11 protein-coding genes are annotated in these 15,893 nt (G+C 69.1%); all 11 read right to left on the bottom strand.

Features of this window, described 5'->3' with window-relative positions; translation table 11 throughout:
- Positions 1 to 321 precede the first annotated feature (321 nt).
- The 11 genes from ACTWNK_RS06910 to ACTWNK_RS06860 all read right to left on the bottom strand — a co-directional run bounded on the left by ACTWNK_RS06910 (position 322) and on the right by ACTWNK_RS06860 (position 15,875).
- Entirely contained in the window at positions 322 to 4,197 is a 3,876-nt protein-coding gene (locus ACTWNK_RS06910) for a DNA-directed RNA polymerase subunit beta' (protein WP_474302876.1), read from the bottom strand.
- 14 nt (positions 4,198 to 4,211) lie between these two features.
- Positions 4,212 to 7,682 carry a DNA-directed RNA polymerase subunit beta gene (rpoB, locus tag ACTWNK_RS06905; RefSeq protein WP_474302874.1) on the bottom strand — a complete coding sequence of 1,157 codons (3,471 nt, stop codon included), beginning with the start codon at positions 7,680 to 7,682 and terminating at the stop codon, positions 4,212 to 4,214.
- Between the two features lie 457 nt (positions 7,683 to 8,139).
- Entirely contained in the window at positions 8,140 to 8,634 is a 495-nt protein-coding gene (locus ACTWNK_RS06900; RefSeq protein ID WP_474302872.1) for a hypothetical protein, read from the bottom strand.
- Between the two features lie 19 nt (positions 8,635 to 8,653).
- Positions 8,654 to 9,121 (bottom strand): hypothetical protein, encoded by a 468-nt coding sequence (locus tag ACTWNK_RS06895; RefSeq protein ID WP_474302870.1) that lies wholly within the window; start codon positions 9,119 to 9,121, stop codon positions 8,654 to 8,656.
- Positions 9,118 to 10,335: an MCE family protein gene (locus tag ACTWNK_RS06890; protein ID WP_474302868.1), complete on the bottom strand. Its 1,218-nt coding sequence runs from the start codon at positions 10,333 to 10,335 to the stop codon at positions 9,118 to 9,120. The genes ACTWNK_RS06895 and ACTWNK_RS06890 overlap by 4 nt, the downstream gene beginning before the upstream one ends.
- 1 nt (position 10,336) lies before the next feature.
- Positions 10,337 to 11,338, bottom strand: a complete 1,002-nt coding sequence (locus tag ACTWNK_RS06885) for an MCE family protein (protein ID WP_474302866.1) — start codon at positions 11,336 to 11,338, stop codon at positions 10,337 to 10,339.
- On the bottom strand, positions 11,335 to 12,324 hold the full coding sequence (locus tag ACTWNK_RS06880; RefSeq protein ID WP_474302864.1) for an MCE family protein: 990 nt from the start codon (positions 12,322 to 12,324) through the stop codon (positions 11,335 to 11,337). The genes ACTWNK_RS06885 and ACTWNK_RS06880 overlap by 4 nt, the downstream gene beginning before the upstream one ends.
- The gene (locus tag ACTWNK_RS06875) at positions 12,315 to 13,307 is read right to left on the bottom strand and encodes an MCE family protein (protein ID WP_474302862.1); all 993 of its coding nucleotides are present in this window, start codon (positions 13,305 to 13,307) and stop codon (positions 12,315 to 12,317) included. The genes ACTWNK_RS06880 and ACTWNK_RS06875 overlap by 10 nt, the downstream gene beginning before the upstream one ends.
- Entirely contained in the window at positions 13,304 to 14,365 is a 1,062-nt protein-coding gene (locus ACTWNK_RS06870) for an MCE family protein (RefSeq protein WP_474302860.1), read from the bottom strand. The genes ACTWNK_RS06875 and ACTWNK_RS06870 overlap by 4 nt, the downstream gene beginning before the upstream one ends.
- Positions 14,362 to 15,138, bottom strand: a complete 777-nt coding sequence (locus ACTWNK_RS06865; RefSeq protein WP_474302858.1) for an MlaE family ABC transporter permease — start codon at positions 15,136 to 15,138, stop codon at positions 14,362 to 14,364. The genes ACTWNK_RS06870 and ACTWNK_RS06865 overlap by 4 nt, the downstream gene beginning before the upstream one ends.
- Positions 15,135 to 15,875 carry an MlaE family ABC transporter permease gene (locus tag ACTWNK_RS06860; protein WP_474302856.1) on the bottom strand — a complete coding sequence of 247 codons (741 nt, stop codon included), beginning with the start codon at positions 15,873 to 15,875 and terminating at the stop codon, positions 15,135 to 15,137. Before ACTWNK_RS06860 ends, ACTWNK_RS06865 begins: the two co-directional genes overlap by 4 nt.
- Positions 15,876 to 15,893 lie beyond the last annotated feature (18 nt).

Genomic DNA, 15,893 nt, shown 5'->3' with positions numbered 1-15,893 from the left:
GGTTGCCGAAAGACCTCGGAAGGTTCATTTGGGGGGTGGCGGTGAGCCCGTGGTGGGTTGGATCTTCGTGTGGGTGTGCCGGGCAGCCGTTGAACCTTCGTCGCCTGCGGCCCTCGATCCAACACACCCCTGACGTACGGCAGGCGCGAGGCGGGGCCGTACCGGGATGTTGGTTCTTGGGTTTGGGTGGGTGTCGTCGCAGGTCTTGGTGCCGGGAGGCGTTCATGTCGCATGTCGTATCTCCCCCGCGACACCCCGAACGCAGAAACGCCCACCCCCGGCCGAAGGCCGGAAGTGGGCGTCTCGCAGTCTGTTCGGGGACTACCGGTTGTACTGCCCGAAGTCGTACTCCTCCAGCGGGACGGCTTCGCCGCTGCCCGTGCCGAAGGTGTAGTCGGCTGCGGAGCCGTCGTAACCGCCGACGGTGTACATGGCGGCCTTGGCCTCCTCGGTGGGCTCGACCCGGATGTTGCGGTACTGGGGCATGCCAGTGCCTGCGGGGATGAGCTTTCCGATGATGACGTTCTCCTTCAGGCCCAGGAGCGAGTCGGACTTGGCGTGGATCGCCGCGTCCGTCAGGACCCTGGTGGTCTCCTGGAAGGAGGCCGCCGACAGCCACGACTCGGTGGCGAGCGAGGCCTTGGTGATGCCCATGAGGACCGGACGGCCGGAGGCCGGCTGGCCGCCTTCCGCCACGCACTCGCGGTTCATCAGCTCGAAGCGCGGACGCTCGACGAGCTCGCCGGGCAGCAGGTCGGTGTCACCGGACTCCAGCACGTTCACGCGCTTGAGCATCTGCCTCACGATGATCTCGATGTGCTTGTCGTGGATCGACACACCCTGCGAGCGGTACACCTGCTGGACCTCGGCGACCAGGTGCAGCTGGACCGCACGCGGGCCGAGGATGCGGAGCACCTCGTTGGGGTTGACCGCACCGGCGATCAGCTGCTGGCCGACCGTGACGCGCTGGCCGTCGCTGACCTGCAGACGCGAGCGCATCGACACCGGGTACGCGATCTCCTCGGAACCGTCGTCCGGGGTGATCACGATCTTGCGGGTCTTGTCGGTCTCGTCGATGCGGGCCCGGCCCTCGGCCTCGGAGATCGGGGCGACACCCTTGGGGATGCGCGCCTCGAAGAGCTCCTGGACACGGGGCAGACCGTGGGTGATGTCGGCGCCCGCCACACCACCGGTGTGGAAGGTACGCATGGTCAGCTGCGTGCCGGGCTCACCGATCGACTGGGCGGCGATGATACCGACGGCCTCGCCGACGTCCACGAGCTTGCCGGTGGCCAGCGAGCGGCCGTAGCAGGTCGCGCAGACGCCGATCTTCGCCTCGCACACGAGCGCGCTGCGGGTCCTGACCGTCTCGATGCCGGCGGCGACCAGGTCGGTGACGTGGTCGTCGTTGATGTCGACACCGGTGGCGGCGATGACCTTGCCGTCGACCTCGACGTCCTCGGCCAGGATGCGGCCGTGCACGTTGGACTCGGCGTTCTCGGCCTTGACCAGGTTGCCCTGGCTGTCGCGCTCGCCGACGTGCAGCGGGACGCCGCGGTCGGTGCCGCAGTCGATCTCACGCACGATGACGTCCTGGGCCACGTCCACCAGACGACGGGTCAGGTAACCCGAGTCGGCGGTGCGCAGCGCGGTGTCGGCCAGACCCTTTCGCTGACCGTGGGTGGAGATGAAGTACTCCAGCACCGACAGGCCCTCACGGAAGGAGGCCTTGATCGGACGCGGGATCGTCTCACCCTTGGTGTTGGACACCAGGCCTCGGATACCGGCGATCTGACGCACCTGCATCTTGTTACCGCGGGCGCCGGAGTTGACCATCATCCAGACCGGGTTGGTCGCCGGGAAGGCGTTGACCATGTCGGTCTCGACGTCGGCCGTGGCGTGGGTCCAGATCTCGATGAGCTCCTGACGGCGCTCCTCGTCGGTGATCAGACCACGCTCGTACTCACGCTGGACCTTGTCGGCCCTGCGCTCGTAGGACTCCATGATGGTCGCCTTGTTCGGCGGCGCGACGACGTCGTCGATCGAGATCGTGACGCCGGAACGGGTCGCCCAGCGGAAGCCGGCGTCCTTGAGAGCGTCGAGCGAGTTGGCGACCTCGACCTTGGGGTAGGTCTCGGCCAGCTCGTTGACGATCACCGAGAGCTGCTTCTTGCCGATCTGCTGGTTCACGAACGGGTAGCTCGCGGGCAGCGTCTGGTTGAACAGGCAGCGGCCGAACGTCGTCTCCAGACGCAGCGGGTCGCCGGCCTCCCAGCCCTCGGGAGCCGACCAGCCACGCGGCGGCAGGACGTCGTGCAGGCGGATCTGGATCTTGGCCTGGATGTCCAGCTCGCGACGGTCGAAGGCCATCTGCGCCTCGGAGACCGAGCCGAAGATCCTGCCCTCGCCGACCGCGCCTTCCTTCTGCGTGGTCAGCCAGTACAGGCCGATGATCATGTCCTGGGTGGGCATGGTCACGGGCTTGCCGTCGGCCGGCTTGAGGATGTTGTTGGTCGAGAGCATCAGGATGCGGGCCTCGGCCTGGGCCTCGGCCGACAGCGGCAGGTGCACGGCCATCTGGTCGCCGTCGAAGTCGGCGTTGAACGCCGTACAGACGAGCGGGTGGATCTGGATGGCCTTGCCCTCGACCAGCTGCGGCTCGAACGCCTGGATGCCCAGACGGTGCAGCGTGGGCGCGCGGTTGAGCAGGACGGGGTGCTCGGTGATGACCTCTTCGAGCACGTCCCACACGACCGGGCGAGCACGCTCGACCATGCGCTTGGCCGACTTGATGTTCTGCGCGTGGTTCAGGTCGACCAGGCGCTTCATCACGAACGGCTTGAAGAGCTCCAGCGCCATCTGCTTGGGCAGACCGCACTGGTGCAGCTTCAGCTGCGGGCCGACGACGATGACCGAACGGCCGGAGTAGTCGACTCGCTTGCCGAGCAGGTTCTGCCGGAAACGCCCCTGCTTGCCCTTCAGCATGTCGCTGAGGGACTTCAGCGGACGGTTGCCGGGGCCCGTGACCGGGCGACCACGACGGCCGTTGTCGAACAGGGCGTCGACCGCCTCCTGGAGCATGCGCTTCTCGTTGTTCACGATGATCTCGGGCGCGCCGAGGTCGAGAAGCCGCTTGAGGCGGTTGTTGCGGTTGATGACCCTGCGGTACAGGTCGTTCAGGTCCGAGGTCGCGAACCGGCCACCGTCGAGCTGCACCATCGGGCGCAGGTCCGGCGGGATGACCGGGATGCAGTCGAGCACCATGCCACGCGGCGAGTTGCGCGTGTTGAGGAACGCGGAGACGACCTTGAGACGCTTGAGCGCACGGGCCTTCTTCTGGCCCTTGCCGCTGCGGATCGTCTCGCGGAGGTTCTCGGCCTCGGCGTCGAGATCGAAGCTGATCAGACGCTCCTGGATGGCCTGCGCGCCCATGCCGCCCTTGAAGTAGCGGCCGAAGCGGTCACGCATCTCGCGGTAGAGCATCTCGTCGCCCTCGAGGTCCTGGACCTTGAGGTTCTTGAAACGGCTCCACACCTCGTCGAGACGGTCCAGCTCGCGCTGGGCCCGGTCGCGAAGCTGACGCATCTCGCGGTCGGCGCCCTCACGCACCTTGCGGCGCTGGTCGCCCTTGGCGCCAGCGGCCTCCAGCTCGGCCAGGTCGCCTTCGAGCTTCTTCTGGCGGGCCTCGATGTCGGCGTCGCGGCGCTGCTCGACGTGCTGGCGCTCGACGGAGATCTTCGCCTCGAGCGAGGGCAGGTCGCGCTCACGCATCTCGGTGTCGACATGCGTGATCATGTACGCCGCGAAGTAGATGACCTTCTCAAGGTCCTTCGGGGCCAGGTCGAGCAGGTAGCCGAGCCGCGAGGGCACACCCTTGAAGTACCAGATGTGCGTGACGGGCGCGGCCAGCTCGATGTGGCCCATCCGCTCACGACGCACCTTGGCACGCGTGACCTCGACGCCACAGCGCTCACAGATGATGCCCTTGAACCGGACGCGCTTGTACTTACCGCAGTAGCACTCCCAGTCGCGGGTCGGGCCGAAGATCTTCTCGCAGAAGAGCCCGTCCTTTTCCGGCTTGAGAGTCCGGTAGTTGATGGTCTCCGGCTTCTTCACCTCGCCGTGAGACCACTGGCGGATGTCGTCAGCGGTCGCGAGGCCGATCCGGAGCTCGTCGAAGAAGTTGACGTCTAGCATGTGCGATCTCCCCCTCAGACTTCTTCCACGCTGCTCGGCTCACGCCGGGACAGGTCGATACCGAGCTCCTCCGCGGCGCGGAAGACGTCCTCGTCCGTGTCACGCATCTCGATGGACATGCCGTCGCTGGAGAGCACCTCGACGTTCAGGCACAGCGACTGCATTTCCTTGATGAGGACCTTGAAGGACTCGGGGATGCCGGGCTCGGGGATGTTCTCGCCCTTGACGATCGCCTCGTAGACCTTCACGCGGCCGAGTACGTCGTCGGACTTGATCGTCAGCAGCTCCTGGAGGGCGTATGCGGCGCCGTACGCTTCCAGCGCCCACACCTCCATCTCGCCGAATCGCTGGCCACCGAACTGCGCCTTACCACCGAGCGGCTGCTGGGTGATCATCGAGTACGGGCCGGTCGACCTGGCGTGGATCTTGTCGTCCACCAGGTGGAGCAGCTTGAGGATGTAGATGTAGCCGACCGAGATCGGGTACGGGAACGGCTCGCCGGAGCGGCCGTCGAACAGGCGGGCCTTGCCGGTCTCCTGGACCATGCGGTCGCCGTCGCGGTTCTGCAGGGTGTTGCTCAGCAGACCGACGATCTCTTCCTCGTGCGCGCCGTCGAAGACCGGGGTGGCCACATTCGTACGCGGCGCGACCTCGGTGAAGCCCTTGTCGCGCAGACGCTCGGCCCAGGCCTCCTGGACACCGGAGATGTCCCAGCCGCGAGCCGCGATCCACCCGAGGTGGGTTTCGAGCACCTGGCCGACGTTCATTCGACCGGGGACGCCCAGCGGGTTGAGGATGATGTCGACCGGCGTGCCGTCCTCGAGGAACGGCATGTCCTCGACGGGCAGGATCTTGGAGATGACGCCCTTGTTGCCGTGACGACCGGCGAGCTTGTCACCGTCGGTGATCTTACGCTTCTGGGCCACGTAGACGCGGACCAGCTCGTTGACACCGGGGGGAAGCTCGTCGCCCTCCTCGCGGGAGAAGACGCGCACGCCGATGACCTTGCCGGACTCGCCGTGCGGCACCTTCAGCGAGGTGTCGCGGACCTCACGGGCCTTCTCACCGAAGATCGCGCGGAGCAGGCGCTCCTCCGGGGTCAGCTCGGTCTCACCCTTGGGCGTGACCTTGCCGACCAGGATGTCGCCGGGGACGACCTCGGCGCCGATCCGGATGATCCCGCGCTCGTCGAGGTCGGCGAGGACCTCTTCGGAGACGTTGGGGATGTCGCGCGTGATCTCCTCGGGCCCCAGCTTGGTGTCACGGGCGTCGACCTCGTGCTCCTCGATGTGGATCGAGGAGAGGACGTCGTCCTGGACCAGACGCTGGGAAAGGATGATCGCGTCTTCGTAGTTGTGGCCCTCCCACGGCATGAACGCCACGAGGAGGTTCTTGCCGAGCGCCATCTCACCGTCGTCGGTGCAGGGACCGTCGGCGATGACCTGGTTGACCTCGACCCTGTCGCCTTCGGCCACGATGGGCTTCTGGTTGAAGGAGGTGCCCTGGTTGGAACGCTTGAACTTCGCGACACGGTAAGTAGTCCGGGTGCCGTCGTCGTTCATCACCGTGATGTAGTCGGCGGAGACCTCCTCGACCACACCCGCCTTGTCGGCGCTGATGACGTCGCCGGCGTCGGTGGCGGCACGGTACTCCATGCCGGTGCCGACCAGGGGCGCCTCGCTCTTGAGCAGCGGAACGGACTGCCGCTGCATGTTGGAGCCCATGAGCGCGCGGTTGGCGTCGTCGTGCTCGAGGAAGGGGATCATCGCGGTCGCGACCGAGACCATCTGGCGCGCGGAGACGTCGACGTAGTCGACCTCCTCGGCCCTGGCGAGCTCGGTCTCGCCGCCCTTGGTCCGGACCAGGACGCGGCTCTCGGCGAACGACCCGTCGGCGTTGAGCACCGTGTTGGCCTGGGCCTTGACGAAGCGGTCCTCCTCGTCGGCCGTCAGGTAGTCGATCTGCTCGGTCACCTTGCCGTCGACGACCTTGCGGTAAGGCGTCTCGACGAAGCCGAAGGCGTTGATCCGGCCGAAGGAGGCCAGCGAGCCGATCAGACCGATGTTGGGGCCTTCGGGCGTCTCGATCGGGCACATGCGTCCGTAGTGGGACGGGTGCACGTCACGAACCTCGAAGCCGGCCCGCTCACGGGACAGACCACCGGGGCCGAGCGCGGACAGACGACGCTTGTGCGTCAGGCCGGCCAGGGGGTTGGTCTGGTCCATGAACTGCGACAGCTGGGAGGTGCCGAAGAACTCCTTGATCGACGCCACGACCGGGCGGATGTTGATCAGGGTCTGCGGCGTGATGGCCTCGACGTCCTGCGTGGTCATGCGCTCGCGGACGACGCGCTCCATGCGGGCCAGGCCCAGGCGGACCTGGTTCTGGATGAGCTCGCCGACGCTGCGAAGACGACGGTTGCCGAAGTGGTCGATGTCGTCGACCTCGACGATGACCTCACGGCCACCGGCGCCGGGCATCGCCTCTTCGCCGGCGTGCAGCCTGACGATGTACTCGATGGTGGCGACGATGTCGTCCTCGGTCAGCGTGCCCTGACGGATCTCGCTGTCGACCCCGAGCTTCTTGTTGATCTTGTAGCGGCCGACCTTGGCGAGGTCGTAGCGCTTGGGGTTGAAGTAGAGGTTCTCCAGCAGGGTCTGGGCCGACTCCTTGGTCGGCGGCTCGCCCGGGCGGAGCTTGCGGTAGATGTCGAGCAGGGCGTCGTCCTGCCCGGCGGTGTGGTCCTTCTCCAGGGTCGCCCGCATCGACTCGTACTGGCCGAAGCGCTCGAGGATCTGGTCGGTGGTCCATCCCAGCGCCTTGAGAAGCACGGTGACGGCCTGCTTGCGCTTGCGGTCGATGCGCACACCGACGCTGTCGCGCTTGTCGATCTCGAACTCGAGCCAGGCACCCCGGGAGGGGATGACCTTGCAGCCGTAGAGGTCCTTGTCGGACGTCTTGTCGACGTTGCGCTCGAAGTAGACACCGGGCGAACGCACCAGCTGGGAGACGACGACACGTTCGGTGCCGTTGATGATGAAGGTGCCCTTCGACGTCATGAGCGGGAAGTCGCCCATGAACACCGTCTGGCTCTTGATCTCACCGGTGGTGTTATTGATGAACTCCGCCGTGACGAACATCGGGGCGGAGTAGGTCATGTCCTTGTCTTTGCACTCATCTACTGAGTACTTCGGCGGCTCGAAGCGATGGTCGCGGAACGACAAGGACATGGTTCCGGAGAAGTCCTCGATCGGACTGATCTCCTCGAAGATCTCTTCAAGACCGGACTGGGTCGGAACGTCCCTGCGCCCGGCCTGCTGAGCCGCCTCAACCCGGCCCTTCCACTTCTCGTTGCCGAGCAGCCAGTCGAAAGACTCGGTCTGCAGAGCGAGAAGGTCAGGAACTTGGAGTGGCTCCTGGATGCGCGAAAAAGAGACGCGACGGGGACCGGCGGGTACGGCGGAGGCGTTGCGCGAGGCTGCCAACAGATGTCCTTCCGAGGGCTCGCGGCGGACTGACTACACGCACGCCAGACAACCTCACACCGTGAGCAAGGGATGCGGGTCGTCAAAGGGCAGCGCAAAGGGGCAGTGTAGCCGAACGGCACACGCCTGTCCACTTCGCTCTCGCTGCATGCTCCACGTTGACCGCAGCATCGCCCGTCAGAGCGGAAACGTCAAGCCCACGAGCCGGACTTTCACCCAACTTCAGGCCCGGACGCTGGGATTTCTCCGCCGGGGTGACCATCGCCAGCTTTCGGCCCCAGGACGATACCCGCGAAGGGGGCCGGCTAACGCTGTGTCACACCGGGCATCGAAGCCATGCCGTCAATCGGTGTAGCACTGGCAGAGGTACCCATCGCGAGGCCTTCGGCAAACCCAGAAATGGATAACAATTGAATATCGCAACACGCGGGACCCCCGCGAGGGCAGGCGAACCGGCTCAGGCGGCGCCGAGCAGCGTCGACAGGTCGGAGACCAGCCAACGGGCCCCCTGCCTGACCATGACGAATCTCACCCGGTTCTGGCTGATCTGCGTGCGGGGCTCGTCGGTGCCCTCGGCCTCCTTGACCGTGCCCATGTTCATGAACACCAGGACGTCGACCCGCTCGGCCGTGGCCCGTTCGACGGCCGCGCCCGCGACCGTGGCCTGCTGGACCGAGCGCTGCTGCCTGGCCTTGGGCACCAGGGTCCTGGCCAGCTCCTTGTAGTGCCCGGTGAGCTGCCCGGTCGTGTAGCCCTCGGCCCGCGCGAGGTCCTGCTCGATCGTGCGGTAGTCGTAGGAGAGCATGTCGGCCGCCACCGACCTGGCCGAGGCCAGCGCCTCCTGGGCCGCGACCTCGTCGGCCCGCAGGCTGCGCAGGTCGAGGACCATGACCCCGACCACCGTGCCCAGCGCCAGCACCGCCACCACGAGCACGCTCATGACCAGCTTCATCGCACCGCTCCGTGCCCGCTCACAGGACCTGCTCCGCCTTCGACACCAGCCACACTCCCCCGGCCTTGGTGACCTCCATCGACCACCGGTAGAACCGCTCCTGCGTGGCCGCCTTCGACCCCTCCCAGCGGATCTTCACATCGGCGACGACCAGGACCTGGGCGGTGTCGCCCTTCATCGAGACCAGCCCGGTCGCCCGCAGCACGCCGTCCTGGACGACCTTGTTGTCCAGCGTCGTGCGCTTGAGCCTGGCGGAGTTGGCGAGGTACTCGGCCTTGGCCGCTCCGGTCGCGGTGATGAGGATGCGCTGCAGGTCGATGTCGACCGTGCGGTGGTTCAGCGAGACGAGGTTGACCGCGTGGGTGCCCGCCGCGTCGAGCGCGGCCTGCCTGTCGTCGGCCATCGCCTGCGCCTCGCGCACCTGCCCGCCGACGATGATCGCCGACGCCCCCAGGACCAGCAGCAGCGCGACGAGGAGCCAGATCACGACACGAGGGGACCGAGCAGCATCATCTGCCATGCCCTGTCTCCCATCGCTCGACCGATCGCCGGATCATAACCCGCCCCGAAGATCAGTAACGGACCCTTCCCAGGAGAGTCAACCGGACGAGGGGCGTTGCGCGCTCCCCTGACGCCCGTCGCGCTGTCCTTGGGCTCGGCGCAGCCCGTCCTCAGCTCGGCCCGCCGTACCCGGGTGTCCTGGGGGCGGCGGCGTTCGGCGGTGTAGCCGCGTGTGCACGGCGGAGGGGTGTTGAGGTTCACGTTGAGGCCGAAGTGCAGGCCGCCTTCGGGGGCGATCACGGTGAAGGCGCCCGCCACGGCGGCCGGGTAGCCGATCAGCAGTTGCCTGATGGCCGCGACCCTGGCCGTGGCCACCCGACCGCCCACGCCGAGGCGGGCCAGCAAGGCGGGCAGCGTGGGCGAGAGGTCGTCGACCAGCCTCTCGGTGGCGAGGGCCGCGGGCGAGACGCCGTCGATCACCGAGGTCAGGTCGCGCCTGCCCGCGCGCAGCGCGCCCGTGAGCGAGGCCAGGTCGGTGGCGAACGCCTTCAGGTCGTCCCCGGCCTCGATCTGCGTGTCGAGCACGCGTTCGCCTGTGGTGAGCAATGTCACCGTCTCGGGCAGCACCTCCTGCGCGCTGTCGAGCAGCGCGCCCGAGGCGTCGAGCAGGCGGCCGAGTGGCGGGCCCGTCGCGGTGAAGGCGTCGCCGAGCTCGTCGACGACGGTGGCCACGTCGCGGGGGTCCACCGAGCCGAGCAGCCGGTCGGCCCCGGCCAGCAGGTCGGCGGTCGGCACCGGCAGCCGGGTGCGCTCGCGCGGGATCACGTCGCCCTCCCGCAGGTACGGCTCGGCGTCGGCGCGGGGGCGCAGGTCGAGGTACTGCTCGCCGACTCCCGACCGGTTGGCCACCACGGCCAGTGTGCCGTCGCTGGGCACCAGCGCCTGCGCCCGCAGCCTGAGCACGGCGCGCACACCGCCGGGCGTGAGCGTCAGCCGTTCCACCCGGCCGATCTCCACGCCCAGGTAGGTCACCTCCGCGTGTTCGAACAGCCCGCCCGTGTCGGCCAGGTCGACGCCGACCCGGTAGGCGGGGTCGAACAGGTCCGCCCCGACCCGCGCGTAGCCGACCAGCGTGTGCGTGGTCGCGACCACGGTCACCACCGCGAAGACCAGCAGCTGCGCCACCACCGAACGCCGCACGTCACCCGCCCCCGCCCATGAGGTTGCCGAGCGTCGTGCCCGGCGACAGATCGACGGTCGCGTCGGCGTTGCCGTAGTCGCCCCTGAGCGCGTCGGTGACCGACGGCGGGAACGGGAAGGTCAGCGCGGTCGGCAGCTCCCTGGCGATGGAGGCACGGGCCCGCAGCAGGTGCCCGAGCAGCCGGTTGAGATGCGCCAGATTGGCCAGCGTGTCGTCGCGCGAGCGGTCGATCACCTCGACCGCGGTGTCGGCGAGCCGGTCCATACCGGTCAGCAACCCGGTCAGCTCCTTCCGCTGCCCCCGCAGCTGCCGTACGGCGGGGCCGAGTTCGGTGGCGACGCCCGCGATCGTGCGGCGCTGGGCGGCCAGGACGGCGGTGAGCCGGTCGAGGCGGTCGATCAGGCGCACGATCTGCGGCCTGGCGCCGTCGAGCGCGGCGGCGAACGTGTCGAGGCGGCGCAGCAGGCCCTTCAGCCGCCCATGACGGCCGTCGAGCACCTTGCGCAGTTCGTCGGCGACGGTGGCGGCCTGGGCGAGACCACCGCCGTTGAGCAGCGTCGAGGCGGCGGCCAGCACCTGCTCGATCTCGGCGGACTGGCCGGTGAGCCGCAGCGGGATACGCGCGCCCGGCGCCAGCCTGCCGCCCGGTGTGCCGGGTTCGAGCCTGACGTACTTCTCGCCGAGCAGACTCGTCTGGGCGATGGAGGCGCCCGTCCCGGCGGGCAGCACGGTGTCGCCGCGCAGTGTGCACTCCACGTCGGCACGCCAGCCGGGAGCCAGCGTGACCGAGGTGACCTTGCCCACGGTGACGTCGTTGAGCTTGCACAGCGAGTGCGGCACCAGGTCGAGGGCGTCGGCGAACTCGATCGTCACCGGATAGGCGGCGTCGTCGAGCGCCACCCCGCCGGGCAGCGGCAGCGACGCCACGCCCTCGAACCCCTCCAGCGGCGCGCACCCGGTCAGCGCCAGCACGAGCGCCGCGGCAGGCAGGACCCGGTTCAAGGGATCACCCCTCCGAACGTGTGGTCGGGCAGCCGTACCGAAGCCGGAAGCGGCACGAGGTTCTGGATGATCGCGTCGAACCAGGGCCCGTTGCCCGTGGCGTCGACGACCTGCCTGACATACGGGGCCAGCAGGGTCAGCGTGCGCCCCAGGCTGCGTTCGTTGCGCCGCAGCAACGCCACGAACGTGTTGAGCTCCTTCAGCGCGCTCTTCACCGCCGAGCCGTTCTCGGTGACGAGGGCGTCGATCTGGGCCGAGAGGCGCGTGGTGCCGACCAGCAGGTCGTGGATGGCGGCACGCCTGGCCGCGATCTCGCGCAGCAGCAGGTCGCCGTCCTTGATCAGGCCGGACAGCTGCCGGTCGCGTCCGGCGAGCAGGGCGGTGACCGTGCGCGCGTGTCCGGCCAGGCCGCTCAGCTCCTCACCCCGTGCGGCCACGGCACGCGACAGGCGGCCGAGCCCGCGCAGCGAGGCCTTGATCTCGGGACCGGCTCCCGCGAGTGTGCCCGACAGCACCCGCATGGCCTTGGCCAGCCCCTCGGTGTCGACGCGCCCGACCTCCTGCGCCAGGTCGCCGACGGCGGGCATCACCTCGTACGGCACGCTGGTGCGGGTGAGCGGGATCTCGCCGCCGAGTGTGCCGGGGCCGTGCGGTTCGAGCAGAACGGCATGCGAGCCGAGCAGCGAGCGCACCCTGATGTGCGCCCTGGTGAGGCTGCCGAGCGGGACGTCGCTGTCGAGGCGCATGTCGACCCGCACATGCCCGCCGTCGAGGTCGACGCGCACGACCTGGCCCACCCGCACGCCCGCCACCAGCACCTCCTCCCCCGGCTTGAGGCCGGCCGACTCGGCGAAGGCGGCCGAGCGCACCTCGCCGCGTGCCAGGCCGCGTGCGGTGAGCGCTCCGGCGACGAGGGCGGCGGCGGTCGCCAGCGTGACGAGGGCGACGGTGACGGGGTTGCGGCGCCTGAAGGGGATCATCGGCATCTGGCGCTCTCATTGACGACCTTCGGCGTGCGCGTCGAGCCGATCCGGAAGTCGAGCGAGCACAGGTAGAAGTTGAACCAGGAGCCGTAGGACACCGCCCTGGTGAGCTGGTTCAGCCGCATCGGCACGTCCTTGATCGCCTTGTCGAGGCGGTCGCGTTCGGCGTTGAGCGCGGCGAGGAACTCGCCCGCCTGCCGTACGTCGGCCCTGAGGTCGGGTCTGGCCCGCTCGATCAGGTCGCCGGTCGCGCCGGTCAGCCTGGCCAGGCCCTCGGCCGCGTCGCCGAGCGCGGCCCTGTCGCCCGCCAGGCCGCTCACCAGGGCGTGCAGGTCGTCGATGAGCCTGCCGTACTGCTCGTCCCTGGTGGCCACCTCGGCCAGGACGGTGTCGAGGTTGCCGATCACCCGGCCGATCACCTGGTCGCGTTCGGCGAGCGTCTCGGTGAGGGAGGCGATATGGCCGAGCAGGCTTTCGACCGTGCCGCCCTCGCCCTGCAGCACTTGCAGGAGTTGCCAGCTCAGGGTGTTGACGTCGGCCGGGTCGATCGCGCGCAGCAGTGGCCTGAAGCCGTTGAACAGTTCGGTGACGTCGAGCGCGGGCCTGGTGTCGGTGACGCGCTCGCCCGGTCGCAGGTGGCCGGGGCCGCCCTTGCCCGGGATGAGCGTCAGGTAGCGCTGGCCGACCAGGTTGCGCCAGCGGATGGCGGCGACGACCGCGCGCGGCACCTGGACGCTGCCGCGCACCGAGAACGCGACCTCGGCCCGTGCGCCCGCCAGGCCGATCGACTCCACCCGGCCGACCTGGACGCCCGCGATGCGTACCTCGTCGCCTTCGGTCAGGCCGGTCGCGTCGCCGAACAGCGCGGTGTAGGTGTGGGAGGCGGTGAAGCGCGCGCCGGAGATCGTCACCGCGAGCACGGCCGTGCACAGGCTGGTGACCAGCGCGAACAGGGCCAGCTTGAGCGCCGCCTTCGCCGTCGTCATCGCGGCATCAGCCTGCCGAGATCGCCGGTGCCGTCGCTGAAGTCGATCTCGGGGAACGGCACCGGCACCCGGTCGGGCAGCCCGTAGCAGCGGGGGCCGCGCGTGTCGGTGTAGGCGGGGGCGTCGACACCCGGCCGGTACGGCGGCTCGGGCCGGACGATCTCGATCACCGCCCGCACCCTGCCACCGCCGAACGTGCGGTCCAGGCGTGGCCGCAGCCGCTCAAGCCCCTGGAACACGCAGGCGATGGCCGGAGCGTGATGGGCCACGACGCCCAGCGGCGCCCGGCTGACGCGCTGCAGGTCCACCAGGGCCTCCTTGGTACGGCGCAGCAGCGCGGCCGTCTTGGCCACGGCGCTCGGCGCGTGCTCGGTGATGCGCTCGACGCGTGCCACGGTGTCGCCGAGCGCGACCGCGTCGTCGAGTGCGCGCAGCAGGCCGGGTGCGGCGTCGCCGTACAGGTCGGCGGTGTCGGCGAGCTTGCCGAGGTCGCGGGTCAGCAGCGGAAGGTAGGGCTCCAGGCGGCCGAGGTAGGCCTCCGCGCGTTCCAGCGTCGTGCCGAGCTCCTCGCCCCTGCCCTCAAGCGCGGTGGCGAGTGCGGTGAGCGTGGCGTTGAGCCGGTCGGGCCTGAGCGTGCGCAGCAGGGGCAGCAGGCGGTCGAGCACACCGGTGAGCTCGACCGTTGCGGCGTCCTGGACGATGACGTCGCCGTCGCGGATCGGCCGGGTGGGACGCGCGGGCGGGCGCAGGTCGACGTACTTCTCGCCGAAGAGCGTCTTGGGCAGCAGCCTGGCCGTCGACCCGCTGTCGATGCCCGCGACCTGCCCCGGCTGCAGCGCCAGGACGAGCCGTGCGCCCCGCGCGCTCGCGCTCACGCTCTCCACCTCGCCGACGACCACGCCCCGCACCTTCACATCGGCATGCGGCCCGAGCTGCAACCCGGCCGAAGCCGCCTCCAGCGTGACGCGCTCGGCGGGCGTGAACACCTTGAAGTAGGCCCCCACGGTCACCGCGACGAACGCGGCGATCAGTACGACCAGCACGACCGCGTGTCTCATCCGGCCAGCCTCACCGTCGTCGTCGTGCCCCAGATCGCCAGCCCCAGCAGCACGTTGGCCACATTGACCGAGACCAGCACCGTGCGTACGGCCCGGCCGACCGCGACGCCGACCCCGGCGGGCCCGCCCGAGGCGTGGAAGCCGTAGTAGCAGTGGATGAGGATGACCAGCACCGAGAAGATCATCACCTTGCCGAAGGACCAGAACACGTCATACGGCACGAGGAACAACTCGAAGTAGTGGTCGTAGGTCCCGCTCGACTGCCCGTAGAACGTGATGGTGATCAACCGCGTCGCCACGTAGGAGGCCAGCAGCCCCAGCACGTAGAGCGGGACGACCGCGGCGAACCCGGCGATCAGCCGCGTCGTCACCAGGAACGGCACGGCCGGGATCGCCATCACCTCGAGCGCGTCGACCTCGTCGCTGATCCGCATCGCGCCGAGCTGGGCGGTGAAGCCCGACCCCACGGTGGCCGACAGGCCGATCGCCGCCACGATCGGGGCGATCTCCCGGGTGTTGACATAGCTGGACAGGAAGCCGGTGAAGGCGGACGTGCCGATCTGGTCGAGCGCGCTGTAGCCCTGGAGCCCGACCTCGGTGCCGGTGAAGAACGTCATGAAGGCGACGATCGCCATCGTGCCGCCGACCACGGCCAGGCCGCCGCTGCCCAGGCTGACCTCGGCCAGCAGCCTGAGGATCTCCTTGGGATAGCGGGCGCGAGGCAGCGCGGCCAGCGCCTGGGCGTAGAACCTGCCCTGCTCCCCCAGGCTCATCGGGCCGCCCACAGGGCGCTGACGGCGAAGTTCTCGACGAAGAGCAGCATGGCGGCGACGACCACGGTCTGGTTGACCGCCTGCCCCACTCCTTTGGGCCCTCCGGCCGCGCTCAGGCCCTTGTAGCAGGCCACCAGCCCCGCGCTCAGCCCGAACAGCAGGGCCTTGCCCTCGGCCAGCCACAGGTCGGACAGCTCGGCCAGGGCGTTGAACGAGGCCAGATAGGCCCCGGGCGAGCCGCCCTGCGCGACGACGTTGAACAGATAGCTGGCGATCAGCCCGACCGCGGTGACCAGGCCGTTGAGCATCGGCGCGACCAGCGCGCAGGCCGCGACCCTCGGCACGACCAGGCGGTGCAGGGGGTCGATGCCGAGCACCTCCATGGCGTCGATCTCCTCGCGGATCCTGCGTGCCCCCAGATCGGCGCAGATGGCGCTGCCGGCCGCGCCCGCGATCATCAGTGCGGTCACCACGGGACTGGCCTCACGCACGATGCCGAGTACGGCGGTCGCCCCGGTGAACGACTGGGCCCCGAACTGCCGGATGAGATTGCCCGCCTGCAGGGCCAGCACCGCGCCGAACGGGATCGCGACCAGCGCGGTCGGCAGCGCGCTGACGGCGACGATGAACCACGCCTGCCGCACCAGCTCACGCCAGTGGAAGGGCCGCTTGAACGCCGCCCTGAGCACGTCGAGGCACATCGCCACGAAACAACCGAACTCCGTGAGCAGTCCCATACGGAGAGTGAGCGTTCC

The sequence above is a fragment of the Nonomuraea sp. IBHARD001 genome (genome assembly GCF_056106265.1).
The sequence above is the reverse complement of the archived record's forward strand: the minus strand, read 5'-3'. Positions and strand labels throughout refer to the sequence as shown.